The following is a 25,752-nucleotide window of genomic DNA, read 5'->3' as shown; positions in this document are numbered from 1 at the left end:
AGCTGAACGCAGGAAAGGCCGGGGAGCGATCCCCGGCCTTTTTTCATGGCCGGCTCAGTCGGCCCGGGCGCCGGAGATCCGCACGGCCTCCTGCCACATCGGGCGTTCCTTGTGGCTGCGCTCCGTCAGCGCCTCGGGCGTGGACCACAGGGCCTTGGCGCCGGCTTGCAGGAAGCGCTGCTGCACCGCCTCATCCTGCGTCACCGCCCGCAGCGCGGCATTCATGCCCTCCACCGCCGCCCGTGGCGTCCCCTTCGGCGCGACAAAGCCGCCCCAGGAGGTGATGACGAAATCCGGCACCCCCGCCTCGGCCATGGTCGGCACGTCGGGCATGGTGGGCCAGCGGGTGGCGCTGGTCACCGCCAGCGCCCGCAACTGCCCCGCCTGGATGATGGAGGCGTAGGAAGGCAGGTTGTCGATGGCCACGTCCACATCCCCCGACAGCATGGCCGGGATGGTCTGGGCCGCGCCGCGGAAGGGCACGTGCTGCGCTTCCAGCCCCAGGCGGCTGCGGAAGATCTCGCCCGAGAGATGCGGCGTGGTGCCGACGCCGGGGGAGCCGAAGGAGATGCCGCCCCGCTTGGCCTTGGCCCAGGCGATGAAGCCGGCGAGGTCCCGCACCGGCAGTTGCGCCGGTATCACCACGGCATTCGGCAGGTCCCAGGTCAGGGACACCGGCGCGAAGTCCCGGTCCATCTCCCAGGGCATGCTGCTGTAGAGGAACTGGTTGATGGAGAACTGGCCGATGGTGGCGGAGCCGAAGGTGTAGCCATCCGGCGCGGCCTTGGCGACGGCATCCATGCCGATATTGCCCCCGGCGCCCGGCCGGTTCTCCACCACGATCGGCTGGCCCAGCCTGCGTTGCAGCCCTTCCGCCAGGATGCGGCTGAGCACGTCGGTGGAGCCGGCGGGCGGGAAGGGGACGATCAGGCGGACCGGCCGGTCCGGCCAGCCGCTGCCCTGGGCAAGGGCGGCAGCAGATGGCAGGGCGAGCAGGCCGCCCAGCAGCCCACGGCGTCGGATCATGGCTTTTCCTCCGGCGATTCTTGTTGTTTGCCAGGGAAGCATGCCGCAGCACGCCTGGGGTGGGTAGCGGCCTTAGTCGCTGGCCATGACCTTCACGTAGCTGCCCGGCGCGTCCTCGATGGCCGGCAGCCCACCCGCGCCGGGCTCGCGCGCCGGCACCTTGGCCTTGTCCAGCGCCGAGACCCAGCGGTGCCAGTCCGGCCACCAGGAGCCGGCGAGTTCCGTGGCGCTGGCAAACCACTCCTCGGGGGAGGGCGGCAGGCTTTCCGCGACCCAGTGGCTGTACTTGCCGGATTCCGGCGGGTTCGCCACCCCCGCGATATGGCCGGAGGCCGCCAGCACGAAGCGGATGGGGCCGCCATAGATCTGCGTGGCGCGGTAGGTGCTCTTCCAGGGCGCGATGTGATCCTCGCGCGTCGAGAGGATGTAGGTCGGCACCTTGATCTTGCGCAGGTCCAGGGCCGTGCCGCCCAGCTCGATGGCGCCGGGCTTCACCAGGTCGTTCTGCTGGTACATGCGGCGCAGGTAGAAGCTGTGCATGGCCGCCGGCATGCGGGTGCTGTCGTCGTTCCAGTAGAGCAGGTCGAAGGGGAAGGCTTCCTGCCCCAGCAGGTAGTTCTGCACCACGAAGGACCAGATCAGGTCATTGGCCCGCAGCATGTTGAAGGTGGTGGCCATCTCGCGGCCTTCCAGGAAGCCGCGCTTGCTCATGCGACCTTCCAGGGCACGCAGCTGCTCCTCGTCGATGAAGACGCTGAGCTCGCCGGCTTCCTCGAAATCCACCATGGTGGTGAAGAAGGTGGCGGATTTGATGCGGTTCTCGCGCCTTGCCGCCATCCGCGCCAGCGTGGCCGCGAGCAGCGTGCCGCCGAGGCAATAGCCGATGGCATTGACGGATTTCTCGCCCGTCGCCTTCTCGATCGCCTCCAGGGCGGCATAGGGGCCTTCGAGCATGTAGTCCTCGAAGGACTTCTCGGCCAGCGCCTCGTCCGGATTGACCCAGGAGATCATGAAGACCGTGTGCCCCTGCGCCACCGCCCAGCGGACGAAGCTGTTCTTGGGGCGCAGGTCCAGGATGTAGAACTTGTTGATCCAGGGCGGGACGATCAGCAGCGGCCGCTTCAGAACCTGCTCCGTCGCCGGGCTGTACTGGATCAGCTGCATCAGGTCGTTCTGGAACACCACCTTGCCGGGGGAGACGGCGATATTCTCCCCGATGGTGAACTTGCTGTCGTCCGTCATGCGGATCTTCAGCTTGCCCTTGCCGCGCTCCAGGTCCGACAGCAGGTTCTGCAAGCCGCGCAGCAGGTTCTCGCCACCCGTCTCGGCGGTCTTGCGCAGCACTTCCGGATTGGTCATCAGGAAGTTCGACGGGCTCATCGCGTCCACGAACTGGCGCGTATAGAAATCCACCTTCTGCGCTGTCTTGGGCTCCAGGTCCTCCGCCGCATGGACGACATTGGTGAAGTAGCGGGCGGAGAGCAGGTAGGACTGCTTGATGAAGTCGAAGACCTCGTTGTCCCGCCAGGCCTCGTCCTTGAAGCGGCGGTCCTTGCTGTCCTCGGCGATGACGGGCTGCACCTCCTCGCCCCACATCCGCCGGGCGGTGTTCTGCCACAGCGTCAGGTAGTCCTGCCAGAAACCGAGCTGCGCCTGCATCAGCCGCGCCGGGTTGGCCATCAGCCGCGCCGTCATGTCCAGGAAGGCGGAGCCCAGGTGCAGCGGGTCCGGCCCCGGCGCGCCATCCTGGCTGGCCGAAAGGGTCTGGCGGTTCAGGAATTCGGTGACGATGCGGTGCCCACGCTCCGCCACATCGGCCATGGTGCGGGACACCACCTCCGGGTCCGGCAGGCGGAAGGCCTCGGGGCTGCCGGGCTTCTGCGGCGTCTTCGCGTCCTTGGCCATGGTTCTCCTGCCTTCCGCGCGTGCCGCGCTGTCTCATTCGGCCGCAGGCCAGGGGCCGCGGACGCTCTTCCCTGTCTTGGTCGCGGCAGGGGATGCCCCCTGGCCGTGCTGCCGGTCTTTCGCCCGGACCGGATTTCGGGGTAACCCTCTGCCTCAGGTCGGGAGAGGTGGTCCATGGGCCGGTACGCGGGACGGGACAACAGCGGATTGAACGGTAGTGGCCGGGGCAGGGGGTATCAAGCCGCCCTGCGCCTGCTCATGGCAGGATCGCTTGTCCTGCCGCTCTCCGGCTGCATCGGCTCGGGCGAGGGGCCGCTCGAATTCTTCAGCGCCATCACCAACGATCCGCTGGAAGGCCGGACCCGGCCGCCGGGGCTGGATTCCGATGGCTATCCCAATCTCGCCACGGTGCCGCCGGCCCCGGCACGCGGCGCCGCCTCGGCGCGCGAGGAACTGACCCGCGCCCTGGCCGACCTGCGCGAGCAGTCCGAGACGCCGGCGACGCCCGGCGCCCCGGTGCCGCCGCTGCCCGCCGGCGCCGACAGTTCCGTCCCGGCCAATCCGCCGCCGCCGCCGCGCCTGGCCGCCGCGCCGCGCATTGCCCCGGGCACCGAGCTGCCGCTGCCGGCCCCGGGGCGCGAGACTCCGGGCGAGCCCGCTGCGCCCAATGCCGTGCCGGCCGACCCCGGCCAGGCCCCGGCGCCGCCACCGGCGGAAATGCTGGCCCCGCCGCCCCCGGCGCCGAGCCTCTAGCCGCCAGGGCGTAAAGCTGGGGCGCAAGAAGCGCGGGACTCCGGCCAAAGCGCCGGTTTCCTCGCGCCGCGATCTGCTCTACGCCCCTTTGCATAACGAGATCTCTGGACCGCCGTGCCATGACTGAGGAATTCCACCGCATCCGCCGCCTGCCGCCTTACGTCTTCGCGGAGGTGAACCAGGCCAAGGCCAAGGCGCGGGCGGCTGCCGAGGACATCGTGGACCTCGGCATGGGCAACCCGGACAGCCCGACGCCGCCGCATATCGTGGCCAAGCTGATCGAGGCGGTGCAGAACCCGGATACCCATGGCTATTCCGCCTCCAAGGGCATTCCCGGGCTCCGGCGGGCGCTGGCGGGCTATTACCAGCGTCGTTTCGGCGTAGAGCTGAACCCGGAGAATGAGGTGGTCGCCACCCTCGGCTCCAAGGAAGGGCTGGCCAATCTGGCCTCGGCCATTTCCTCGCCGGGCGACACCATCCTGGTGCCGAACCCCAGCTACCCCATCCACCAGTTCGGCTTCATCATCGCGGGCGCTTCGGTGCGTTCCATCCCGCATACGCCGGATGAGGCGATGCTGGAGGCGCTGGACCGCGCCGTGCGCCATTCGGTGCCCAAGCCCACCGCGCTGATCGTGAACTTCCCGTCCAACCCGACGGGCCTGATGGCCGACCTCGACTTCTACCGCGAGCTGGTCGCCTTCGCGAAGAAGCACGAGATCTACATCCTCTCCGACCTCGCTTATGCCGAGTTGTATTACGGCGACCGCGTGCCGCCCTCGATCCTGCAGGTACCGGGGGCCAAGGACGTGGCGGTGGAATTCACCTCCATGTCCAAGACCTACAACATGGCGGGCTGGCGCATGGGCTTCGCTGCCGGCAACCCGAAGCTGATCGCGGCGCTGACGCGGGTGAAGTCCTACCTGGACTACGGCGCCTTCACGCCGATCCAGGTGGCCTCCGTCGCCGCGCTGAACGGGCCGCAGGACTGCATCGAGGAGATGCGCAAGCTGTACCGCGAGCGCCGCGACGTGCTGGTCAAGGGCCTGAAGCAGGCCGGCTGGGACGTGCCGGTGCCGGAAGCCGGCATGTTCGTCTGGGCCGAGATCCCGGAGCGCTTCCGGGGCCTCGGCAGCGTCGAATTCTCCAAGCTGCTGCTGGCGCGCGCCAAGGTGGCGGTGGCGCCGGGCCTTGGCTTCGGCGAGCACGGCGACACGCATGTGCGCATCGCCATGGTGGAGAACACGCAGCGCATCCGCCAGGCGCTGCGCGGCATCCGTGGTTTTCTGCAAGGTGACAATGCCGGCCCCGCCATCGAGGCCGCCGAGGGAGTGAAAGCATGACGCGTCCGCTTGCTATTGGTGTTGCCGGCCTGGGTACGGTCGGCGCGGGCGTGTTGAAGCTGCTGCGTGACAATGCCGGGATCATCGCCGCCCGCGCGGGCCGCCCCATCGCCGTGACGGCGGTGGCGGCGCGCGACCGCTCCCGCGACCGTGGCGTGCCGCTGGACGGGCTGCGCTGGTACGAGGACCCCGTCGCCCTGGCCGGTGACGACAAGGTCGATGTGGTGGTGGAACTGATCGGCGGTTCCGACGGCCCCGCCAAGGGGCTGGTGGAAGCGGCGCTGGCCGCTGGCAAGCCGGTGGTCACCGCCAACAAGGCGCTGCTGGCGCTGCATGGCGGCGCCCTGGCCGAGAAGGCCGATACCGCTGGCGTCACCCTGGCCTTCGAGGCCGCCGTGGCCGGCGGCATCCCCGCCATCAAGGGGCTGCGGGAAGGGCTGGCGGCCAACAACATCGCCCGCGTCACCGGCATCCTGAACGGCACCTGCAACTACATCCTGACCTGCATGCGGGACCAGGGCCGCGAATTCGCCGATGTGCTGGCCGAGGCCCAGAAGCTGGGCTACGCCGAGGCCGACCCTTCCTTCGACATCGACGGCGTCGATGCCGCGCATAAGCTGGCCATCCTGGCGGCGCTCGCCTTCGGCCGGCCAGTGGATTTCTCCGCCGTGCATGTGGAGGGCATCCGCAACGTCACCGCGCTCGACATCAAGCTGGCCGAGGAACTGGGCTACCGCATCAAGCTGCTGGGCATCGCCCAGGCGGTGGATGGCGGCATCTCCACCCGCGTGCATCCCTGTATGGTGCCGGTGAGCCATCCCATCGCGGTGGTGGATGGCGTCTACAACGCTGTGGTGGCGGAAGGCGATTTCGTCGGCCGCGTGGTGCTGGAAGGGCGCGGCGCCGGCGCCGGCCCCACCGCCAGCGCCGTAGTGGCGGACCTGATCGACATCGCGCGCAACCGCGCCACGCCGGTCTGGGGCGCCAGCGCCGCCGCGCTGTCCAACACCCCCGCCGTGCCGATGGACCAGCATACCGGCGCCTATTACCTGCGCCTGATGGTGCTGGACCGCCCGGGCGTGGTGGCCGAGATCACCGGCGTGCTGCGCGACCACAGCATCAGTCTGGAATCCATGATCCAGCGCGGCCGTTCGCCGGGCGAGGCAGTGCCGATCGTGCTGACGACCCATGATTGCCAGGAGGCTTCGATGCGTGGTGCGCTGGCGCGCATCGCGGCGCTCGATTCGGTGCTGGAACCTCCGGCGCTGATTCGCATCGAATCGCTCTGACCACCGTTAGCCACGCTCAAGCCTGAACAGGAGCCTTTCCATGCGTGATCCCGTCCCCGTCGACCGCAACCTTGCCCTCGAACTCGTGCGCGTGACGGAGGCCGCGGCCCTGGCCGCCAGCCGCTGGATCGGGCGCGGGGACAAGAATGCCGCCGACGGCGCCGCCGTGGATGCCATGCGCAAGGCTTTCGACACCATCGACATCGAAGGCACGGTGGTGATCGGCGAGGGCGAGATGGACGAGGCGCCGATGCTCTATATCGGCGAGAAGATCGGCCTCGGCGGCCCCAAGGTCGATATCGCCGTGGACCCGCTGGAAGGCACCAATATCTGCGCCACCGGCGGGCCGAACAGCATCGCAACGCTGGCGGTGGCCGAGCATGGCGGCTTCCTGCACGCGCCCGACATCTACATGGACAAGATCGCGGTGGGCCCCGGCCTGCCGGCGGGCCTGGTGCACCTGGATGCCAGCCCGGCCGAGAACCTGCGGGAACTGGCGCGGGCCAAGAAGTGCGAGATCAACGACCTGGTGGTCTGCACCCTGGGCCGCGACCGCCACAAGCAGATCATCGAGGCCTGCCGCGCCGCCGGCGCCCGCATCATGCTGATCCCGGATGGCGACGTGGCCGGCGTCATCGCTGTGTCGCAGCCGGAAGCGGGCGTGGATCTTTACCTTGGCTCCGGCGGTGCGCCGGAAGGCGTGCTGGCGGCCGCCGCGCTGCGCTGCATCGGCGGCCAGATGCAGGGCCGGCTGATGTATGAGGATGACAGCCAGATCGCCCGCGCGCGCGAGATGGGCATCACCGACCCCAACAAGATCTTCTCGGTGGAGGACATGGCCAGGGGCGACGTGATGTTCGCCGCCACCGGCGTCACCACCGGCCCGATGCTGAAGGGTGTTCGCCGCACCGCCCAGGCGGCCTATACCCATTCCATCATCATGCGCAGCAAGACCGGGACGGTGCGCTACATCGAGGCGCACCACAACTTCGCCCTGAAGCCGAGCGCCTTTGTCGGCTGATTTCCTCACGCCCGATGCGGCGGCGCCGGTTCTCGGCGTCGACCGCAGCGTCACCGGGCGGCGCTGGGTCTGGCGGCAGGCGGACCAGCGCGTCGGCTTGGCCATTGCCCAGCGCCTGGCCTTGCCGGAACTGCTGGGGCAGCTCCTTTCCGCGCGCGGCGTCGGTATCGAGCAGGCGCAGGACTTCCTGGAACCCACCCTGCGGGCGCTGATGCCCGACCCCTCCACCCTGGTGGACATGGACGCCGCCGCCGACCGGCTGGCCCATGCCATCCGCACCGGGGAGCAGGTGGCGGTCTTCGGCGACTATGACGTGGATGGCGCCTGTTCCGCCGCCCTGATGCTGCGCTTCCTGCGTGGGCTGGGCTGCAAGGTGCGGGCCTATGTGCCGGACCGCCTGAAGGAAGGCTACGGCCCCAACCCCACCGCCATCGCGGCGCTTTGCGCCGAGGGCGCGACGCTGATCGTCTGCGTCGATTGCGGCATCGCCGCCCATGCGGCGCTGGAAGCCGCCCAGGGCCGCGCCGACGTGGTGGTGCTGGACCACCACAAGGCCGAGGGCGCGGTGCCGGTGGTGGCCGCCGCCGTGAATCCCAATCGGCTCGATTGCGGCTCCGGCCTGCGGCATCTCTGCGCCGCCGCCGTGGCCTTCATGGCCGCCGTGGCCACGCTGCGCACCCTGCGCAAATCCGGCCATTTCGCCGCCAGCAAGGAGCCCGACCTGAGGGAGCTGCTGGACCTGGTGGCGCTGGCCACCGTCTGCGACGTGATGCCGCTGACCGGGCTCAACCGCGCCTTCGTGGCGCAGGGGCTGAAGATCATGGCGCGGGGCGACCGTGCCGGCATCGCCGCCCTGCTGGAAGTGGCGCAGGCCAAGGACGCGCCTTCCGCCTATACGCTGGGCTTCCTGCTGGGGCCGCGCATCAATGCTTCCGGCCGCATTGGCGAGCCGGACCTGGGCGTCCGCCTGCTGACCTGCGACGACCCGATCGAGGCGCGCGAGATGGCCGAGCGCCTGGATGCCGTGAACCGCCGCCGCCAGGAGGTGGAAAGCGAGGTCCTGGCCTCTGCCTTCGCCGAGGCCGAGCGGCAGCATGCGGAGGGCCACCCGGTGCTGCTGATCGCGGGCGAGGGCTGGCACCCTGGCGTGGTGGGCATCGTGGCGGGGCGCGTCAAGGAACGCTTCAACCGCCCCGCCTGCGTCGCGGGCGTGGCGGATGGCTTGGCCAAGGGCTCCGGCCGTTCGGTGCCTGGGGTGGACCTGGGCAGCGCCGTGATCGCCGCGCGTCAGTCCGGGCTGCTGGAGACCGGCGGTGGACATGCCATGGCCGCCGGCTTCTCCTTCCGCATCGAGCGGCAGGCCGAGGTGCAGGCCTTCCTGGCCGAGCGCCTGTCCCATGCTTCCGCATTGCCCGGCGCCGCCGACCTGGTGCTGGACGCCACCTTGATGGTGGCCGCCGCGACGCCGGATCTGGCCGAGCAGGTGGGGCGCCTCGGCCCCTTCGGCCCTGGCAACGAGGAACCCGCTTTCGTCTTCCCGCGCGTGCGGATCTCGCGCGCGGACCGGGTGGGGCGGGAAGGTGGCACCGTGCGCGCCTTTGTCCAAGGCGAGGGCGGCGGGCGCATGAAGGCCATCTGCTTCCGCGCCAAGGAAGGACCGCTGGCGGAGCTGTTGCTGAACAGCGGCGGCGCCCCCGTGCATCTCTGTGGTGCCCTGCGGGCCGAGCGCTGGAACGGCGACGTCTCAGCAAGCCTGCATGTGCAGGATGCCGCGCGAGCGGCATGAAAAACTGGCTACGCAGGGGCTAGACGAAGGCGGCTCGGCAGGTTAGTAACCCGCCGCCCACGCAAGAGTGGGCACCGGCCTTGTCCCCATCGTCTAGAGGCCTAGGACACCAGCCTTTCACGTTGGTAACACGGGTTCGAATCCCGTTGGGGATGCCACCTTCCGGAGGGAAGGTCGTTGAGCAGGCCGGATGGTCGGTTGTCGAGCCTTGATTGGGTTCGGCAACGCCGGCCTGGTAGTCTCCCAGAAGCACTTATTCTGCCGGTTTTGTTGCTGGATCGCCGCTCATAGCTGGGCAGTGGTCGCCAGTCGTTCTGATGCGCTCTGCTCCCACCTCTGCATCAGGTTCCGGCTCAGTATCTCGCCAGCGCGCCGCCCGAGAACAGCTTGAGTTCGCTGATCGTGATCTGTGCGACAGCTCTTATCCGACCCATGATTTCGCCATAGGGAATATCCTCGGAGTGCTGGATCAGCATCTCCAGATGCGTGGCGCCCAGGTTGCCCGCGACGGCAGTCAAAGCACGGGCGGCTCTGCGATAGCGGAGTTCATCCTTTGCCGTGGTGGCGTATGCCATCTCCCGAACCAGCCTGATCACGTCCGCTTCGAAGGTCGTCATGATCATCGCGATCTCTCGCGACGTTCGGCCGGTCAGCAGCTTCTGTACTGCATCAAGATCTACGTTTTGCATGACTGATGATAAGCATCTGTTGCGACTTCGCAACTTTGACGTGTACCGCGACCGTGCAGGAAGAAACTTTTACGCGAGGAGCGAGTGAAACACTTAGATGGCTATGCTTACCCGACAGCAGATCGATGCCGGCCTTCATCGTCATGTGGTGCTGTGTTGAGCGGTAACAGCGTTGAGCGAACCCAGGATGATATTGCGGGTGCTCCTTCGAGCAGCTTCTGAATTGACTTCGTTAGTGCGCTTCATCCGATTGGACTTTGATGGCGAACAATCAAGTCAGCCACGGCGACCTTCTCGTGACGCACAAAGCCTTTTCCATGATGCTGAATCTGCGCTGAACCGGAGTCATAGGCGCGGAGCAGCGCGTAGCAAGGCCGCTGTCTGTAAGCGCCACTGCCTTTAGAGGCTTGCTTATGAGTATGTTCGGAGGTTGGCCATGGTCGCTGTCAGCGGGAGCAGAGAGGGATGAGCCCCCGCTGGCAGCGTGATGAATTTGAGCGTCCTGCCGAATGCGAGTGGCGCAGGGCTATGAACAAGGCGGCGAGGATGGGAATAGGAAGACTGCACCGCGTAATCGGCGCGCTTTCAGGGCGATGAGTGCTGGCCGGCTGCGTCCTATCCCTGGGTCACGCCGTTTGCTTTAAAGCCTCGGCGCGCCCATGGCTTATTCAACAACACCACGCAGGGATGAGCAGGCAACCAATTCGTCATCCCCGGGCTCCTGGAAGGCTCCGGAAGTGCTTACTATCGCCGGCGAGGAATGTCTTGTTCGGCCGTTACGCCGCTGCGGCCCAGTTGTTCTCGTAGAGCGGCAGAGACATCCAGGTGTCCTTCGGGAGAGTAAGTTCCTCTCCTGCCACATACACGATCGCCGTCTCACCTTCGTAATGCAGAAGGCTGGCAGCCTGACCACGCCACATACGGACCCAGAATTCCACGTCCATGAACTAACTCGCAAATTAGTGAGCGGCGAATATGGCATATTCGGGGCGGTGCCCGTCAAGTCACGCACTGTGTCTTAAAGAGTCAATGTTCTTCTTACGTTCTGATGTGCCTGCTTTCAACGGCCTGGACAGTACCGGATATGCACGGAAATCACGGGCGCTATGACGAGGGATTAGACCACCTATGCTACCGGTGACATTGGCCCGCACGGCATGCCAAGCCGTGCCGGCGAGGATGGGCTTCTGATGTCGAAGCCTTGTCCAGGCTGTTTGTTGCCGTGTACGGCAACTCCGCTCTGTTTCGGGATGTTAGCCAAGGGCTACCACATCCACGGAAGGAATAACGGCACCATGAAGGGCATTTACGCGACCGCCATTCTGTCGGCGCTGGCGCTTTCGGCTTGCGCCGATGGAACGTCGATGTCGGCGTCCTCACCGACGCCGAGCATTTCTTCGCCCTCCAACAGCCCGAACTACAGCAACGCCGCTCCTGCCTCTCCGGGCCGGACCCAGGGCAGCGGCGAAGGCCGGGGCGGGCAGACAGGGCAGGGTGGATCTGGTTCCGGCGGGCAGGGAACGGGCGGCTCCGGCGGTCAGGGCGGCGGCGCCGCCGGCGCGCAGGGCAGCGGCAATTCCAGCGGACAGGCCGGGGGCACTTCCGGCGGCTGAGAAGCCGCTGCCTCCTGCCATGGGCAAAGCCTGAACCAAGGGCCGGCACATCGGTCTTGATCCGCAGGCCAGTTGGCCGGGCCGCCATGGTGCGGCCCGGCCGTTTCGCTGCCGGCTATTGGTACCCGCCTGTCTCCTTCCGCTCCTTCGCGGCTTCCTCTTGCGTCTTCTGGTCGACGGGCTTCTCCGCCGGCTGGTTCTTCTCGCCCTTGTCGGGCGTGTTCTTCTGATCGTCCATCCTGCTTCCTTTCCGTGCTGCACCTGAACAACACGAGGCCGGGGATGTGGTTCCGCTGCGCGACACAGGATTGCCTTCGGTAACCTTCCACTCGTGGCCGTGGCGCAGACTGAATGAACGAAAGCCCTGGTGGCGGTGCCGCGTCAGATGACGTCGTAGGCGCTGCTCATGGTGTCCCGCGCCGCGATCATAGCCGCGAGGGAGCGTGCCTGGTGGCGCAGCGCGGCGCCATCATGGGCGTCGCTGCTCTCCACCTGCCGGCGGGCCGAGGCCACTCCGGCGCCAAGGTGGTCGCAGCAGGCGGCCAGCCGCTCCCGCACCTCCTCCGGCGCGCGGATCGCTTCCATTCGCCAGGCGGTGATGATGGTCTCGACCTCGCGCGCCACACGCTCCGGCGAGCCGCCGCCGCCGATCAGTTCCGCGATGCGGGCCAGGGCGGCCTGGCTCGCATCAACCATGATGGGCCGGCCGAGCACGGGCCGGAGGGTCATGCTCTCGTTCATGGCAAATCCTGGGGGAAGACCGGGGGAAGGGATGGTCGGGTGGGCAGGCGCAAGACAGTGCCGCCCGGCGGGGCGTGTTGCGGCACTGTCTTGCCCGCCATGTCGCCGCAGGCAGAGCCGCGCAGCCGGGGAAAGCTGCGCGCCAGCGGCACATCGCCCTGCACCAGAAGGATCGCCTGCGCCGGGATGAGCCGGCGGGGGGAGCAGGAGAGATCCTGGCAGCGCGCGGCCACGCCTCGTCCCAGGAGCCTGGACAGGCTGGTCTCCAGCAGGCTCTCCCAGGGCAAGGCGAGGACGGCGGATGACATGACCCGCCGTTTATACAGACATGAACAAAGGACGAACAAGAACAAATTGCGTACGGGCGGCCAGGCCGCCCTCGTAGCCCGTTACATCCGCATCGGGGGCTCCGCCGGCGGCTCGCCGATGGGCGGGGTGTCGTTCTCGTCCGGGTTGGGCCCGAGCGGACCCGGCGGGTCGTCCACCGGGATATCAGGCAGGTCGGGACCCGGCGGCGCCGGCGGGATCGGGGGCATCGGCTCCGGCGGGCGATCAGGCGGGATCGGCATCTGGGCGAGGGGATTCAGCACGGCAGGCCTCCATGAATGTCTTCCTGACCCAATGCGATGCGGCGACCCACGGTTGCCGCTGCTGGGGCAGGCCACGGATGCCGAAGGCCACTCGCCATGCCTCCCGCGCCACCCCGCGAAGCGTGGCTGCTTACCGGAGGCGGTTTGCTGCTCGCAGCCGTGGCCGGTAGCAAGGGAGTGCTGATGCGGCAGCGTTCTCCAGGATCTTCCTGGCCGTTTCCACTGGTGCCATGGCGGTACTGGCTGAAGCGCCGGGAGAAGGCCTTTCTCATGGGGATGGCTGCGAACAGGGGCCATGAGGCCGGTTCTGCCGTTGCTGGAGCAGCCCACGTAAATGCACCCATAGATGAGACAGAGAATTCGTTTATTGTAAGATAGTGTATCAGGCCGATGTTTTTCTTTGGTCTCAATCCTGTCCCCACGAAGCAAAGATAATTAAATCTTACACGAGAGAGTTATTGCTGAACCGCTAGGCTTGTCGTGAATATTTCTTCAAGATAACTGGCATCTTGCCGTGCAACATCCCCATGCCTGACGCATTAACCCCCGCAACGGGAGGTGCCAGGCAAACAGAGGGGGAAAAGCCATGGACAATATTGCCATTGCCGCGCGCCGGGCGGTCACATCGCTCTACTGGCTGCCGGACTGGGTGGTCAGCCTGCTGGTAGTGGCGGCCGCCATCGGCGTGGCCATCATGGCCCATCGTTTCCTGTTCCGCCTGGCCACGCGCGTGGTCAGCAGCCGCGACCTCTTCTGGCGCTCCCTGGTGCAGCGCACGGAAGGGCCGATCCGGCTGGCGCTGATCATTGTCTGCCTGGGCTTCGGCGCCGCCATCTCGCCGCTCACGTTGGGCCAGGCGGAGGTGATCCGTCACGTGCTGCAGGTCTGCTTCATCGCCCTGGTGGGCTGGGTGGCGCTGACGGTGCTGCATATCTGGACCACCATCTACCTGCGCCGCTTCAAGCTGGATTCCGAGGACAACCTCCTCGCCCGCAAGCACACCACGCAGTCGCGCATCCTGCAGCGGGTGGCTGGCATCCTGATCGTGCTGATCACCGCTTCCGCCGCTTTGATGACCTTCGATGGGGTGCGGCAATACGGCGTCTCGCTGCTGGCCTCGGCCGGCGCCGCCGGTATCGTGCTCGGCCTTGCCTTGCAGCCGGTGCTGAAGAACCTCGTCGCCGGCGTGCAGCTCGCCGTCACTCAGCCCATTAGGCTGGAAGATGCGGTGATTGTGGAAGGCGAGTGGGGCAATGTGGAGGAGATCACCTCCACCTATGTGGTGGTGCGGCTGTGGGACTGGCGCCGCATGGTGCTGCCGCTCAGCTACTTCATCGAGAAGCCCTTCCAGAACTGGACGCGCGAGGGCGCCAGCCTGATCGGCACCGCGCTGATCTATGTGGACTACACCGCCCCCGTCACCGCCATGCGGGCGAAGCTGGAGGAGATCGCGCGCGCCTCGCCCCTCTGGGACCGCCGGGTGGTCAATATGCAGGTGACGAACCTGCGCCCGGACACCATGGAGATCCGCATGCTGGTCAGCGCCAGCAATGCCGGCCGCACCTTCGACCTTCGCTGCGAGGTGCGGGAGAAGATGATCGCCTTCCTGCAGGCCGAATACCCTTGGGCCCTGCCGCGCGGCCGCGCCGAGATCGACAGCCAGCTGGACAGCCGGCCCGGCGAGGGAATGGAGTTGCGGCGCGCCGGTGCGGCCGAAAGGGTCCTCTGAGCTGCCACCCAGGCGCGGGGGAGGGTTGGGCCTCGCTTATCCATGCCTGCCGCAGGATGTGATAAAAGCCGCTCCGGCATTGCAGAAGGAGGCCTCGTGCCCGGTCACGCCCGTTCCTTGTTGATTGCGTCCTGGTTGCTGCTGTTATCGCTGGCTGGTGGACTGGTCAGCCCCGCGCCCGCCCTGGCGCAGACGGCACCAGCCGGTGCGGCCGCCCCGGCGCCTGAGACAACGCCCCCACCCGCCGCGCCGGACCCGGTAGCGGCACTGGACGGCATCCTGGCGACGCTGCGGAACGATACCAGCCGTGCCGCCTTTGTGGCTGACCTGGAGAAACTGCGCTCCAGCCTCGCGGCGCGCGGCGCAGCCGCCAGCGGCGGCACCGCCCCCGCGGCCACGCCGCCGGATACCGCCGGCACCACCACCACCACCACCCCGGGCAAGGCCGATGCCGATGCCAAGCCGGTCGAGGAAGTGCCGCCCGAGGGCGGCCTGCTGGGCGCGGTGGCGGTCGGGCTGACGGATGTCGGCAAGACCGTGCGGGAGCAGGTCACCGATGGCTCGATCCCCGCACGCATCAGCGCCGCCGCCGGTCAGGCCGAGACGCGGCTGAGCAATGCTTTCACCTCCGGCAATGCCCTGGGCTTCCTGCTCTGGGCCAGCACGGGCTGGGGCCTGGGTCTGGTGCTGCTCTATGGCCTGCGCATGCTGCCCTGGCTGCGGCCGCTGCCGCAGGGGGCCCGCTTCCGGGCGGACCGGCGGCAGCGGCTCTGGCGCAATGCCGGGCTGGATGCCGCCCGCCGCCTCGTACCCTGGGTGCCGGCCGCGGTGCTGATGCTGGCCTGGCCTGCCATCCTGCCGCGCTCGGGCGACAGCGCCCGGCTCTTCCTGGCGGTGGCGGTGCCCTTCCTGGTGGGCAGCCTGGTGTTGCGCCTGGGCGGGCCGCTGCTCTTTCTGCTGGGCCCGCTGCGCGGCTGGCACATGGTGGCCTATGCCGAGCGGCGCATCATGCCCTGGATCGGTGCCCTGGCCACGCTCTCCGTCACCAGCACCATGCTGCGGGCGCCGGAACTGCGCTGGACCCTGGGCTGGGACGTCGCGGCTGTCCTGACCTTCCTGATCGACCTGACGCTGGGCGTCGTGGCGGTCCTCTTCATCCTCTACCGCCGCCGTGGCGTGCAGCGGCTGCTGAGCCGCCGGCATACCGCGCACGCGGAAGAGAAGACCAAGCTGCACAAGCTGATCGTGGAGCGGCTGGCCGCCAACTGGCACCTGCTGGGCCTGTTGATCGTCGGTGGCCATCTGATCTCCCGCCTCATCGGCGTGGGCGGCGGTTCCTTTATCGGCCGGGCGATGCTGACGGTCGGGGCCCTCGTCGTCATCTCGGCCATTGCCTATGCCGTTTCCGGCGGCTTGGCGCGGCTGGCGGGGGTGCTGCACAACGGCAAGGGCGGCCTGCCCCGGCGGCTGGTCTGGCGCTACCTCGGGCTGGCGCGGCAGGCGGTGCGCGTGCTCGCCACGCTGCTGATCATGGTGGTGGGGCTGCGCATCTGGGGCGTCGATGCCGTGGCCTGGGTCAGTGGCGGCATCGGGCTGGCCATCGTCCGGCCGATACTCTCCATCGCCGCCGTGCTGCTGGTGGCCTGGCTGGTCTGGGCCACGGTGGATACGGCGGTCGATTTCGCCCTGCTGCCGCGCGAGAACACCACCCGGGCGCGGGACCATTCCACCCGCGTGCGCACGCTGCTGCCGCTGCTGCGCAACTTCGCCTTCGTGGTGCTGGTGGTGCTGACGGTCATCTCCATCCTCAGCAATCTCGGCGTCAATGTCGCGCTGCTGCTGGGTGGTGTGTCGATCTTCGGTGTCGCCCTCGGCTTTGGCTCACAGCAACTGGTGCAGGACGTGATCACCGGCCTGTTCATGCTGTTCGAGGATACGATCGCCATCGGTGACACCATCGACACCGGCGACCGCAACGGCACGGTCGAAAGCCTGACCATCCGTACCGTGCGCATCCGCGACGGCGACGGCGCGCTGCACACCATCCCCTTCAGCCAGATCAAGGCGCTGAAGAACCGCTCGCGCGGGCTCGGTGTCTACACGGTCAAGGTCGTGGTGGGCTACGACGCCAACCTGGACCGGGTGATGGAGGTGATGAAGGAGGTCGGCCAGAGCCTACGCGAAGACCCGCAGTTCTCCTCCGACATGCTGACGGGCCTGGAGATCTGGGGTGTGGACCAGTTCACCCCGGATGGCATCACCATCATGGGTGGGCTGAAGACGCGGGCGCTGAAGCAGTGGGGCGTGGGCCGTGCCTTCAACCTGCGGCTGAAGCAGCGCTTCGACCAGGAAGGCATCCCGCTGACCCCGCCGCGTCCCTCCCTGGTGCTGCCGCCGCCGCCCGCGCTGAAGGAGATGGAGGCCGATATCGGCGCCTGATCAGCGCCCCGCGAGCCACCGCGCCACGCCCAGACCGGCGGCGCGGCCGGTGGCGAAGCAGGCCTGCAGCAGATAGCCGCCGGTGGGGGCCTCCCAGTCCAGCATCTCGCCGGCGGCGAAGAGGCCAGGGTGGGCGCGCAGCATGAACTGCTCGTCCACCTCCTCCAGCCGGATGCCGCCGGCGGAGGAGATGGCGCGCTCCAGCCCCTCCGGCGCCTCCAGCCGCAGGGGCAGGGCTTTGACCAGTTCGGAAAGCGGGGCGGTGGCGCCGGCATGCAGCGCCTCCTGCACCAGCCCGATGGCCACCGGCGGCAGGGCCGCCGCCTTCCGCAGAAAGGTGGAGAGCGACTGCCCCCGCCGGGGCTCGTCCAGCTTCCGCGCCAGGGTCGTGGCATCCAGGTCCGGCCGCAGGTCCAGCAGCAGCGTGGCGGCACCATCGCGCGCGATGGCCTCCCGCAACGGCGCCGAGAGGGCATAGACCGCGCCGCCCTCGATGCCACGCGCCGTCACCACCGCTTCCCCCCGCACCGTGCGTCCCGCGAAGGACAGGGCGATGCGCTTGAGAGGCGTGCCCTCGAACTTCTCCCGGAACACCGCCGACCAGTGGATGCGGAAGCCCATGTTGGATGGGCGGAAGGGCGCCACCGCGACCCCCGGCAGAAATCCCGCCCAGCTTCCATCGGCGCCGAGGCGCGGCCAGGAGGCACCGCCCAGCGCCAGCACCGTCGCCGCCGGGCGCAGCGCCACCTCGCCACCCGGCGTGCCCAGGCGCAGCGCGCCATCCGGGGTGAAGCCCCGCCATTCATGCTGGGGCAGCAGTGTCACGCCCTGAGTGGCCAGCCGCGCCAGCCAGGCGCGCAGCAGCGGCGAGGCCTTCAGCGCGCGGGGAAACACCCGGCCGGAGGAGCCGGTGAACATCTCCTGCCCCAGTTCCTCCGCCCAGGCGATCAGCGCCTCGGGCGGAAAGGCGCGGATGGCGGGGGCGAGCCGGGGGGCTGCCTCGGCATAGCGCGCCAGGAAGGCGTCCAGCGGCTCGGAATGCGTCAGGTTCAGCCCGCCGCGCCCGGCCATCAGGAACTTGCGGGCGGGGGAGGGCATGCGGTCGAAGACGCGCACGGGGTGGCCGGCGGCGGCGATGGTCTCGGCCGCCATCAGCCCGGCGGGGCCGGCGCCGAGCACGGCGGCGAAGGAAGGTTCGGTTTGCACCGGCTCCTTATGCCCCGGAATACCAGATTACGGAATTTGGCGCCTTGGCATGGCTGCCGCCAGGGCCTACCCCCGGCGGCCAAGTGAGCCGAGACGCGAGATGACCGAAGCCCTGCACGCCTCCTATGTCCTGACCCTGAACTGCGCCAACCGCCCCGGCATCGTCGCCGCCGTGGCCGGCGCGCTGTTCGAGGCCGGCGGCGATATCCGCGAGGCGCAGCAGTTCGACGATGCCGCGACCAACCGCTTCTTCATGCGCGTGGTCTTCGACATGGTGCCCGCCACGACGGAAGAGGCGCTGCGCGAGGCGATCGGCGCCGTGGCGGAGCGCTTCGGCATGGGCTGGACTCTGCGGGACCGCGCGGTGAAGCGGCGCGTCATGCTGCTGGTCTCCAAGTTCGACCATTGCCTGGCGGACCTGCTCTATCGCTGGCGCACCGGCGAGATGCCGATGGAGATCGCCGGCATCATCGCCAACCACCCGCGCGAGACCTACGCGCATCTCGATTTCGACGACATCCCCTTCCACCACCTGCCGGTGACGCGCGCCACCAAGATGGAGCAGGAGGCCGAGATGTGGCGCCTGTTCCAGCAGAGCGGCGCCGACCTGATGGTGCTGGCGCGCTACATGCAGGTGCTGTCAGATGGGCTGGCGGCCAAGTTGCCGGGCCGCTGCATCAACATCCACCATTCCTTCCTGCCGGGCTTCAAGGGCGCGCGTCCCTATCACCAGGCGCATGCGCGCGGCGTGAAGCTGATCGGCGCCACGGCGCATTTCGTCACCGCCGACCTCGATGAAGGCCCGATCATCGAGCAGGACGTGGAGCGCATCACCCATGCCGACACGCCCGACGACCTGATCCGCAAGGGCCGCGACATCGAGCGGCGCGTGCTGGCGCGGGCCATCGGCCTGTTCCTGGATGACCGCGTCATCCTGAACGGCAACAAGACCGTGGTGTTCTGAACCTCAGAGGGTGACGCGGCCGGCGATGCAGGTGACGGCCTCGCCACCCACCCAGATCCCGTCGCCGCGCTGCTCGACATGGACGCGGCCCTCCCGCCCCAGCGCGGTGCCCTGGCTGGCGACGTAAGAGGCGGGCGCAAGGCCGCTGCCAATCATCCACTGCGCCAGCCCGGCATTGAGGCTGCCGGTCACGGGATCTTCCGGCACGCCCAGCTCGGGGCAGAAGGCGCGCACCTCGAACTGCGCGCCGGTGCCATCCTGGGCCGCGTTCCAGGGTGCCACCACGCCAAGCTGAAGGCCGGACAGCGCCGGGTAGTCCGGCCGCAGCGCCAGCACCTCGGCGCGCGAGCCCAGCATCACCGCCACCCAGCCGGGCCCGTTATCCACCCAGTTGGAGGCCGTGATCCGCTCCGGCGCCACGCCGATGCCGCTGGCGATGCGCGCCACCAGGGCCGGTTCCACCGGGCCGGAGCGGCGCAGCGGCGGTGCCTGGAAAGCGAGGCGGCTGCCATCCCGCCGCAGGCGCACCAGCCCGACGGCGCATTCCTGCACGATTTCCTCGCTACGCGGCGTGCCGCCGGCTGCCAGCCAGGCGTGGCAACTGCCGAGCGTCGGGTGGCCGGCGAAGGGCAGCTCGCTCTGTGGCGTGAAGATGCGCAGGCGGTAATCGGCCTCTGGCGAGGTCGGCCGCAGCAGGAAGGTGGTTTCGCTCAGGTTGGTCCAGTTGGCGAAGGCAGCCATCTGGGCGTCCGACAGCCCATCGGCGCCGATCACCACCGCGACCGGATTGCCCTTGAGGGGGCGGGAGGAAAAGACATCCACCTGCTGAAAGGCGAAATCCGGCATGTCTGGCTGTTCCGATGCTGTGGGACCGAAGTCTTACCGCCTTAACCGGCCAGCGGCAGCACCAGCCGCGAAGGCCGCGCCGCATCCACGAAGACCGTGTTCTCCGCCACCCGCATCCGCCGCCAGGCGCCCTCGGGCTCCCCGGTCTGCGGGTTGATGTCGTAATGCGGAAATTCGGAGGAAGCGATGTCCAGCCGGAGGCGGTGGCCGGCCTTGAAGAGGTTGGCGGTGGGGAACAGCTCCACCGTCACCCGCACCGGCACGCCGGGTTCCAGCAGCTTCGGGCGCGACGGGTCGTCGCGGTAGCGCAGGCGCAGGATGCCTTCGGTGACATTCATCACGAAGCCATGCGGGTCATCCGTGCTGGGCGGATAGACATCCACCAGCTTGGCGGTGATGTCGGTATCCGGCGCGTCACTGGCCACCCAGAGATGCGCCACCACCGGGCCGATGACGGTGACATCCTCCGCCAGCGGTTCGGTCTGGAAGACCACCACATCGGGACGGGAAGCCAGGGGCAGATAGGGCGCGGCATGGGCGAACATGCCTTCGCGCTCCCGCTGGTCATAGGGGCCGCCGGAGATCAGCGGTTCCATGGAGGTGATAGCGCCACCCACCGTCGGCACCGGATGCGCGGGGTCGGAGAGCCAGGAGATCGGCACCGCATCGGCCGGTGGCGTGGCCTGCCGCAGCGCGCCGTCGCCATGCAGGTGGAAATCCTGGAAGCGGGTGCCGGGCAGTGGCCAATCCGGTGCCGTGCGCCAGTGGCCACCATGTTCCAGCTTGCCGGCGGCATTGCGGCGGCCGGAGCCACCGCCCATGACGAAGACGCGCACGCGTGGGTCATCCTCGGCGCCGTTCTCGACCCCACGCAGCCAGCGGTCGAAGAAGCGCAGGCGGAAGGCGCGCCAGTCGCCGGCCCAGGAATCCACCGTCGCATCCGGGCCGAAATCCACTTCGCCGAAATCGGTCTGGCTGCGGTTGCCATGCGTCCAGGGGCCGAGGATCAGCGAAGGCCGCCCGCGCCCGGCATCGCGCAGCCCGGTGTAATTCTCCACCGCCGTGCGCGGATAGGGATCGTACCAGGAGGACATGTGGACCATCGGCACATCGGCATAGCGGTCGTGCCAGCCCTTCGCGTAGATCCCCAGCTTCTGCCAGAAGGGTCCAAAGGCGCCCTCGGTCCATTGCTCGAACAGGTAGTCCTCGTAATCCGGCGCGTGGCGCACGGGGGAATGGCCGGGCTTCCAGGGCCAGCGGGCGAACCAGGCATGCAGGTCCTCCCCCGCGAAGGCGGCGGCGCGGATGGGGTCGGCCACGGTTTCCGGCGCCAGCCGGCCCTGGTTGAAGGCCCAGGTGGCCTGCTTCAGCTCGAAGGCGCCGCCGCGCCGGATACCGCCCTGCCAGGCATCGGAAAAGCCGCCGGAATCCAGCACCTGCGCCTTCAGGCCCGGCGGGTTGAGGCAACCCAGGCTGGCCTGGGTATGCGCGGCATAGCTCAGCCCCATGGTGCCGATGCCGCCGTCGCACCAGGGCTGCGCCACGATCCAGGCGCAGCAGTCGTAGCCGTCCTCGCCATCCGCGAGGTACTTCACGAATTCGCCCTCGCTGCCCCAGCGGCCGCGGCAATCCTGATAGACCACGGCATAGCCATGCGCGGTGAAGTATGCCGCGACGGTCTCGCGCTTCGCCGGCTGCGGGTCGGCGGCCGTGCGTTCGGAGCGTGAGGCCTCCCGCTTGCCGTAGGGCGTGCGTTCCAGGATGACGGGGAAGGGGCCTTCGCCTTCCGGCAGATAGACATCGGTGGCCAGCCGTACGCCATCGCGGCAAGGGACCATGTATTCGGTGCGGTTCATGGCGCGGCCTTCGTGGTTTCGGCGTCGTCGATCATGATGTCCAGCAGGTCCTCATCCAGAAAGCGGCCGCCGACCCGCAGCGCGCGGCGTTCAATGCCGTAGTGGCGGAAGCCGAGGCTGAGATAGATGTTGCGGGCATGATGGTTCTCCGTCGCCACGGCGCATTGCAGCACGCGCGCATGGCGGCGGGCATGGTCGATCACCGCCTGTACCAGGCGCTCTCCCAGGTGCTGCCCGCGCTGGCTCTCCTCGACATAGACGGCCCACATGACGGCCTTGTGCCGCGCCTTTTCCCCCTGTTGGAGAGAGAAGGCGGCGGTGCCGACCAGCCGGCCGTCCAGTTCCGCGCCGAAGATGGTGTTGTCAGCCAGCATGGCGGCGAAACAGGCTTCGTCGCGCTGCACCATCTCAGCATGGCTGGCGCCGAAGGCCTCGGGGTGCCGCAGCAAAGCCTCCAGGCGGATCCTGCGGAATTCGGCGGCATCGGTAGGCGATAGCAGGCGGATCGCCGGCTCGCTCATGGCGCGAGGCGAAGATGCTGCGTCAGCGTGTTCTCATCCAGCCCGGCCTCGTAGGACAGGCCGGCGCGATGCGCCCAGGTGTTGTTGGGCACGTGCAGCGGGATGATGCCGGCTTCCTCCCGGAAGGCGACCTCCTGCGCCTGCCGCAGCAGGGCGCCGCGCTGGTCGAGGTCTGCCACGGTGCGGGCCTCGTCGATCATCCTGTCGAAGCGCGGACTGGAATAGCGGCCGCGATTGAGGCCACCCAGGCCCTTCGCCTGATCGAAGCTGTGCAGCACCTGGGACAGCCCAAGCCAGGAATCGCCCGTGGTATGGCCGAAGCCGATCAGAAAGGCGGAGAATTCCCGCTTGCCGGCACGGGTGAAGAAGACGTTTGAGGGCATCACCTCCACCCGTGTCTCGATGCCGATGCGCGTCCAGAACTGCGCCACGGCCTGGGATGTCTTGTCATCCTCGATGTAGCGGTTGTTGGGCGAGTGCAGCGTGATGCGGAATCCGTCCGGATAGCCGGCCTCGGCCAGCAGGCGCTTCGCGGCCTCGGCATCAAAGGCGGGCGCGGCGAGGTCCGGCGCATAGCCGATCTGCCCTTCCACCGCCAATTGCCCGGCGGGGCGGGAAGCGCCGGAGAGCACGCGCTCCACGATCGCCTGCCGGTTGATGCCCATGGACAGCGCCCGGCGCACCCGCGCGTCGCGCAGCGGGTTCTGTGGCAGTGGCTTGCCATCCTTGCCAGTGACAAAGGGCGTGCTGTCGCCGGACTGGTCCAGCGCCAGATAGATCATGCGGGAGGAGGAGGCGGAGGAGATGCCCACCGCCTTGTTGCCGCGCAGCCGCACGATCTCGCCCGGCGGCACCGCGTCGATCAGGTCCAGGTCCCCGGCCAGCAGCGCCGCCAGCCGCGCGGCGTCATTGGCCACCGGGCGCAGGCTGGCGCGGGCGAAGGCCGGCTTCTCGCCCCAGTAATCGTCGTTGCGCTCCAGGGCGATGCGGCTGCCCGGCTGCCATTCGCGGAAGCGCCAGGGGCCGGAGCCGATGGCGGCGCGGCCGGCGTTGAAATCGGCGGTGGTGGCGTCCTTCGCCACATGCTCCGGCACCACATAGGCCGTCATGGCATTCAGGATGACGGAGGGGTCCGGCCCACGCGAGCGCAGCCGGATGGTGCTGTCGTCCACCACCTGCATCTCCACCACCGCGCCGGCCATGCGGATGAAGGGTGCCGGGCTGTTCGGCACCTTGGGCATGCGTTGCAGGGAGAAGAGGATGTCCCGCGCCGTGACGGGCGTGCCGTCCTGGAAGCGCGCGCCCTCCCGCACCCGGAATTCCCAGAGATCCGGCTCGGGGTTGGTGAAGCTGGTCAGGCCGGGCACCGGGCGCAGGTTGCGGTCGGAGCCCAGCATGGGGTCGAAGAGATGTTGCGCCACCGTCTGGTTGGCACCGACCAGCGCGAAATGCGGGTCGATGGAGGACGTCTCGGTCTGCAGCCCCACCCGCGCTTCCTCGCGCGGCTGGGCGCGGGCGGATGTCAGCGCGGTGCTGGCCAGCAGGCCGGCGAGCAGCAGGGCGGGAAGGCGCATGGGGGCGGAGCCTCGCAGCGGGAGGCGGTCACGCTAGACGGATTGGTGCCAATGTGGAAGCCGCCGGCGGGTCACTCCAGCCGCACGCCGGGGCGGCTGGCCCGGCGCAGCAGGTCCGCCATCCAGTAGAGCAGCGAGCGCCAGAAGCCGAACAGCCGCAACTGGTGGCGGCGGTAGAGCGAGGCATAGCTGAGATGCGCGAACCAGCCCTCGATGAAGAGCCCGCCCTGCTTCCCCAGCAGCCCGCGCCGGCCCAGGCTGCCAAAGGCGTCGTAGCGGCCCAGCGCCACCAGGGCGCCCTGGTCGCGGTAGGTGAAGGGCAGGGGCTCGCGCCCTTCCAGCACCCCGGCGAGGCTCTTGGCCAGGTGCGGCGCTTCCTGATGCGCCACCTGGGCGGTGGCGGGCAGCGGCCGCTCGGCGCCGGGCGGGGTCATGGAGGCGCAGTCGCCCAGGGCGTAGATCGAATCGTCCAGGGTGGTCTGCAGCGTTGGGCGGACGATGAGCTGGTTGTTGCGCGCCACTTCCAGCCCATCCAGCTCCCGCAGGAAGGCGGGGGCCTTGATGCCGGCGGCCCAGACCTTCAGCACCGCTGGGATGCGGCGGCCATCCTTCAGCACCAGTGCGTCCGCCTCCACCGCGGAAACCTGGGCATTGGTCAGCACCGTCACGCCCTCCCGCTCCAGCACCGCCTGAGATGAGGCGGAGACGCGTTCCGGCAGGGCGCCCAGGATTCGCGGCGCGGTTTCCACCAGCGTCAGCCGCAGGCGCTTGCGGAGGTTCGGCAGGCCATAGCCGGTGGCGAGGTCCAGGGCCGTGTTCAACTCGGCCGAAAGCTCCACGCCCGTGGCGCCGGCCCCGACGATGGCGATGTCCAGCGTTGCGTTCTCCGGCCCCGCAATGCAGCGGATCACCTCGGCCCGCAACGCCGCGTTGAAAGCCTCGGCCTGCGCCCTGCTGTCGATGAAGCGGGCATGTTCCAGCACGCCGGGGATGCCGAAGTCATTGGCGGTGCTGCCCACAACCATGACCAAAATATCATACGGCACGTCCCGCTCCGGCAGGATTTCCTGCCCCTGGCGGTCCAGCAGCGGGGCGAGGCGGATGCGTTTGGCGGCCCGGTCCAGCCCGGTCATGTCGCCTGGCCAGTAGCGGAAGCCGTTGCGGCTGGCCTGCGGCACGAATCCGACCTGCTCCACGCCCGTGTCCAGCGTGCCGGCGGCGACCTCGTGCAGCAGTGGCTTCCAGACGTGGCTGTAAGAGCGGTCGATGAGGGTGATGCGGGCCAGGCCCCTGCGCCGTACCAGCCGCCCCAGCTTGGTTGCCAGATGCAGTCCGCCAGCGCCGCCCCCTACGACCACGATCTCCTTCATCTGCATTCCGCATGCCTCCTGCCGGTCTCATCGAGGGGCAAACAGAGCAGGCGATGCTTTGTTGCGAAGCTGCAATGCGATGGCGAAGCTTGTGCTTTTGCCCCGGGTAATAATGGCTTCACACCTCATGTCGTTCGAACTTAGATTTGCAATTCTATTTGATCTGTGGGATCGAAACCCCCACGAAGTGGAGTGAAAGAGGGGAATTAGCCGAGTCGTCCTGGAATCTTTTGTTTCGGGATGGAGTCGAAGACAGCGAGATGCAGTGCTCTAGGTTGATTTGGACCTTCTGTATCTCGCGTAGTTATTGTGAGAAATATGAAAATTACGCTCTCTCTTGAGAATGCCGGCGCCGCTACATTGGAAAGCGGCGTGACTACCTTCGGCCAAGTTTTTTCCCAGGGGGAATTGCCCGCCGGGTCTGGTCTCAAGGCTCTGGTGGGTGGCGTGGAGATGGCGGTCCAGCTGGACGTCAAGACCACCTATGCCGATGG

Annotated in this window: 22 protein-coding genes and 1 tRNA gene; 10 read left to right on the top strand and 13 right to left on the bottom strand. The window is 68.3% G+C overall.

All coding sequences use genetic code 11. The annotated features are described in order from the left end of the window. Positions 1-54: 54 nt before the first annotated feature. Positions 55-1,026, bottom strand: a complete 972-nt coding sequence (locus EBE87_RS20075) for a Bug family tripartite tricarboxylate transporter substrate binding protein (RefSeq protein WP_120641093.1) — start codon at positions 1,024-1,026, stop codon at positions 55-57. A gap of 72 nt (positions 1,027-1,098) precedes the next feature. Continuing rightward, positions 1,099-2,931 carry a PHA/PHB synthase family protein gene (locus tag EBE87_RS20070; protein WP_120641092.1) on the bottom strand — a complete coding sequence of 611 codons (1,833 nt, stop codon included), beginning with the start codon at positions 2,929-2,931 and terminating at the stop codon, positions 1,099-1,101. 258 nt (positions 2,932-3,189) lie between these two features. Between EBE87_RS20070 and EBE87_RS20065 the strand changes: the two genes are divergently transcribed. From EBE87_RS20065 to EBE87_RS20040, 6 genes are all read left to right on the top strand, one after another. Beyond that, the gene (locus EBE87_RS20065) at positions 3,190-3,684 is read left to right on the top strand and encodes a hypothetical protein (RefSeq protein ID WP_122140108.1); all 495 of its coding nucleotides are present in this window, start codon (positions 3,190-3,192) and stop codon (positions 3,682-3,684) included. Between the two features lie 119 nt (positions 3,685-3,803). Then, positions 3,804-5,024: an LL-diaminopimelate aminotransferase gene (locus EBE87_RS20060; RefSeq protein WP_120638778.1), complete on the top strand. Its 1,221-nt coding sequence runs from the start codon at positions 3,804-3,806 to the stop codon at positions 5,022-5,024. Next, a complete protein-coding gene (locus tag EBE87_RS20055; RefSeq protein ID WP_120638777.1) occupies positions 5,021-6,313 on the top strand; it encodes a homoserine dehydrogenase in 1,293 nt (430 codons plus the stop codon). The genes EBE87_RS20060 and EBE87_RS20055 overlap by 4 nt, the downstream gene beginning before the upstream one ends. A 40-nt stretch (positions 6,314-6,353) precedes the next feature. Continuing rightward, the gene (gene glpX / locus EBE87_RS20050) at positions 6,354-7,334 is read left to right on the top strand and encodes a class II fructose-bisphosphatase (RefSeq protein ID WP_120638776.1); all 981 of its coding nucleotides are present in this window, start codon (positions 6,354-6,356) and stop codon (positions 7,332-7,334) included. Continuing rightward, positions 7,324-9,120: a single-stranded-DNA-specific exonuclease RecJ gene (gene recJ, locus EBE87_RS20045; RefSeq protein WP_120638775.1), complete on the top strand. Its 1,797-nt coding sequence runs from the start codon at positions 7,324-7,326 to the stop codon at positions 9,118-9,120. Before glpX ends, recJ begins: the two co-directional genes overlap by 11 nt. Before the next feature lie 82 nt (positions 9,121-9,202). Further along, positions 9,203-9,278, top strand: a tRNA-Glu gene (locus EBE87_RS20040). 195 nt (positions 9,279-9,473) lie between these two features. On the opposite strand, the gene EBE87_RS20035 is transcribed toward EBE87_RS20040, so the two are convergent. After that, positions 9,474-9,809 (bottom strand): hypothetical protein, encoded by a 336-nt coding sequence (locus EBE87_RS20035; RefSeq protein WP_120638774.1) that lies wholly within the window; start codon positions 9,807-9,809, stop codon positions 9,474-9,476. 1,250 nt (positions 9,810-11,059) lie between these two features. Between EBE87_RS20035 and EBE87_RS28700 the strand changes: the two genes are divergently transcribed. Next, entirely contained in the window at positions 11,060-11,422 is a 363-nt protein-coding gene (locus tag EBE87_RS28700) for a hypothetical protein (protein ID WP_147426082.1), read from the top strand. 115 nt (positions 11,423-11,537) lie between these two features. Here EBE87_RS28700 and EBE87_RS30350 read toward each other — a convergent pair whose 3' ends face one another. The 4 genes from EBE87_RS30350 to EBE87_RS20020 form a co-directional block, all read right to left on the bottom strand. Then, on the bottom strand, positions 11,538-11,660 hold the full coding sequence (locus tag EBE87_RS30350; RefSeq protein WP_267898267.1) for a hypothetical protein: 123 nt from the start codon (positions 11,658-11,660) through the stop codon (positions 11,538-11,540). A gap of 143 nt (positions 11,661-11,803) precedes the next feature. Further along, on the bottom strand, positions 11,804-12,163 hold the full coding sequence (locus EBE87_RS20030; protein WP_120638773.1) for a hypothetical protein: 360 nt from the start codon (positions 12,161-12,163) through the stop codon (positions 11,804-11,806). Then, a complete protein-coding gene (locus tag EBE87_RS20025) occupies positions 12,160-12,471 on the bottom strand; it encodes a hypothetical protein (RefSeq protein WP_120638772.1) in 312 nt (103 codons plus the stop codon). The genes EBE87_RS20030 and EBE87_RS20025 overlap by 4 nt, the downstream gene beginning before the upstream one ends. A gap of 81 nt (positions 12,472-12,552) precedes the next feature. Next, positions 12,553-12,753 (bottom strand): hypothetical protein, encoded by a 201-nt coding sequence (locus EBE87_RS20020; RefSeq protein ID WP_120638771.1) that lies wholly within the window; start codon positions 12,751-12,753, stop codon positions 12,553-12,555. 586 nt (positions 12,754-13,339) lie between these two features. Here EBE87_RS20020 and EBE87_RS20015 point away from each other — a divergent pair. After that, positions 13,340-14,482 (top strand): mechanosensitive ion channel family protein, encoded by a 1,143-nt coding sequence (locus tag EBE87_RS20015; protein WP_120638770.1) that lies wholly within the window; start codon positions 13,340-13,342, stop codon positions 14,480-14,482. Positions 14,483-14,617: 135 nt separating this feature from the next. After that, positions 14,618-16,921 carry a mechanosensitive ion channel family protein gene (locus EBE87_RS20010; RefSeq protein ID WP_120638769.1) on the top strand — a complete coding sequence of 768 codons (2,304 nt, stop codon included), beginning with the start codon at positions 14,618-14,620 and terminating at the stop codon, positions 16,919-16,921. Here EBE87_RS20010 and EBE87_RS20005 read toward each other — a convergent pair whose 3' ends face one another. Then, on the bottom strand, positions 16,922-18,127 hold the full coding sequence (locus tag EBE87_RS20005; RefSeq protein ID WP_120638768.1) for a BaiN/RdsA family NAD(P)/FAD-dependent oxidoreductase: 1,206 nt from the start codon (positions 18,125-18,127) through the stop codon (positions 16,922-16,924). Between the two features lie 100 nt (positions 18,128-18,227). On the opposite strand from EBE87_RS20005, the gene purU reads away from it, so the two are divergent. Next, the gene (gene purU, locus EBE87_RS20000; protein WP_120638767.1) at positions 18,228-19,091 is read left to right on the top strand and encodes a formyltetrahydrofolate deformylase; all 864 of its coding nucleotides are present in this window, start codon (positions 18,228-18,230) and stop codon (positions 19,089-19,091) included. A 3-nt stretch (positions 19,092-19,094) separates the two neighbouring features. Here purU and EBE87_RS19995 read toward each other — a convergent pair whose 3' ends face one another. From EBE87_RS19995 to EBE87_RS19975, 5 genes are all read right to left on the bottom strand, one after another. Next, positions 19,095-19,937: a PhzF family phenazine biosynthesis protein gene (locus EBE87_RS19995; RefSeq protein ID WP_120638766.1), complete on the bottom strand. Its 843-nt coding sequence runs from the start codon at positions 19,935-19,937 to the stop codon at positions 19,095-19,097. A 41-nt stretch (positions 19,938-19,978) separates the two neighbouring features. Next, positions 19,979-21,793 carry a CocE/NonD family hydrolase gene (locus EBE87_RS19990; protein ID WP_120638765.1) on the bottom strand — a complete coding sequence of 605 codons (1,815 nt, stop codon included), beginning with the start codon at positions 21,791-21,793 and terminating at the stop codon, positions 19,979-19,981. After that, complete coding sequence (locus tag EBE87_RS19985; RefSeq protein WP_120638764.1) at positions 21,790-22,314, bottom strand: GNAT family N-acetyltransferase; 525 nt, start codon at positions 22,312-22,314, stop codon at positions 21,790-21,792. Before EBE87_RS19985 ends, EBE87_RS19990 begins: the two co-directional genes overlap by 4 nt. Then, complete coding sequence (locus EBE87_RS19980) at positions 22,311-23,888, bottom strand: ABC transporter substrate-binding protein (RefSeq protein WP_120638763.1); 1,578 nt, start codon at positions 23,886-23,888, stop codon at positions 22,311-22,313. Before EBE87_RS19980 ends, EBE87_RS19985 begins: the two co-directional genes overlap by 4 nt. A 71-nt stretch (positions 23,889-23,959) precedes the next feature. Further along, the gene (locus EBE87_RS19975) at positions 23,960-25,264 is read right to left on the bottom strand and encodes an NAD(P)/FAD-dependent oxidoreductase (RefSeq protein ID WP_233553255.1); all 1,305 of its coding nucleotides are present in this window, start codon (positions 25,262-25,264) and stop codon (positions 23,960-23,962) included. Positions 25,265-25,752: the final 488 nt, after the last annotated feature.

Origin of the sequence: Teichococcus wenyumeiae (genome assembly GCF_003696345.1) — a bacterium.
GTDB lineage: Bacteria > Pseudomonadota > Alphaproteobacteria > Acetobacterales > Acetobacteraceae > Pseudoroseomonas > Pseudoroseomonas wenyumeiae.
The sequence above is the reverse complement of the archived record's forward strand: the minus strand, read 5'-3'. Positions and strand labels throughout refer to the sequence as shown.

Excerpts from the sequence above, each read along its gene's own strand:
- purU (WP_120638767.1), top strand. The coding sequence starts at position 18,228 with ATGACCGAAGCCCTGCACGCCTCCTATGTCCTGACCCTGAACTGCGCC.
- glpX (WP_120638776.1), top strand. The coding sequence starts at position 6,354 with ATGCGTGATCCCGTCCCCGTCGACCGCAACCTTGCCCTCGAACTCGTG.
- EBE87_RS20025 (WP_120638772.1), bottom strand. The coding sequence starts at position 12,471 with ATGTCATCCGCCGTCCTCGCCTTGCCCTGGGAGAGCCTGCTGGAGACC.
- EBE87_RS20030 (WP_120638773.1), bottom strand. The coding sequence starts at position 12,163 with ATGAACGAGAGCATGACCCTCCGGCCCGTGCTCGGCCGGCCCATCATG.
- EBE87_RS20075 (WP_120641093.1), bottom strand. The coding sequence starts at position 1,026 with ATGATCCGACGCCGTGGGCTGCTGGGCGGCCTGCTCGCCCTGCCATCT.
- EBE87_RS20060 (WP_120638778.1), top strand. The coding sequence starts at position 3,804 with ATGACTGAGGAATTCCACCGCATCCGCCGCCTGCCGCCTTACGTCTTC.
- EBE87_RS20015 (WP_120638770.1), top strand. The coding sequence starts at position 13,340 with ATGGACAATATTGCCATTGCCGCGCGCCGGGCGGTCACATCGCTCTAC.
- EBE87_RS20055 (WP_120638777.1), top strand. The coding sequence starts at position 5,021 with ATGACGCGTCCGCTTGCTATTGGTGTTGCCGGCCTGGGTACGGTCGGC.
- EBE87_RS19985 (WP_120638764.1), bottom strand. The coding sequence starts at position 22,314 with ATGAGCGAGCCGGCGATCCGCCTGCTATCGCCTACCGATGCCGCCGAA.
- EBE87_RS20070 (WP_120641092.1), bottom strand. The coding sequence starts at position 2,931 with ATGGCCAAGGACGCGAAGACGCCGCAGAAGCCCGGCAGCCCCGAGGCC.
- EBE87_RS19975 (WP_233553255.1), bottom strand. The coding sequence starts at position 25,264 with ATGCAGATGAAGGAGATCGTGGTCGTAGGGGGCGGCGCTGGCGGACTG.
- EBE87_RS19990 (WP_120638765.1), bottom strand. The coding sequence starts at position 21,793 with ATGAACCGCACCGAATACATGGTCCCTTGCCGCGATGGCGTACGGCTG.
- EBE87_RS20065 (WP_122140108.1), top strand. The coding sequence starts at position 3,190 with ATGGCAGGATCGCTTGTCCTGCCGCTCTCCGGCTGCATCGGCTCGGGC.
- EBE87_RS19980 (WP_120638763.1), bottom strand. The coding sequence starts at position 23,888 with ATGCGCCTTCCCGCCCTGCTGCTCGCCGGCCTGCTGGCCAGCACCGCG.
- EBE87_RS28700 (WP_147426082.1), top strand. The coding sequence starts at position 11,060 with ATGTTAGCCAAGGGCTACCACATCCACGGAAGGAATAACGGCACCATG.
- EBE87_RS30350 (WP_267898267.1), bottom strand. The coding sequence starts at position 11,660 with ATGGACGATCAGAAGAACACGCCCGACAAGGGCGAGAAGAACCAGCCG.
- EBE87_RS19995 (WP_120638766.1), bottom strand. The coding sequence starts at position 19,937 with ATGCCGGATTTCGCCTTTCAGCAGGTGGATGTCTTTTCCTCCCGCCCC.
- EBE87_RS20035 (WP_120638774.1), bottom strand. The coding sequence starts at position 9,809 with ATGCAAAACGTAGATCTTGATGCAGTACAGAAGCTGCTGACCGGCCGA.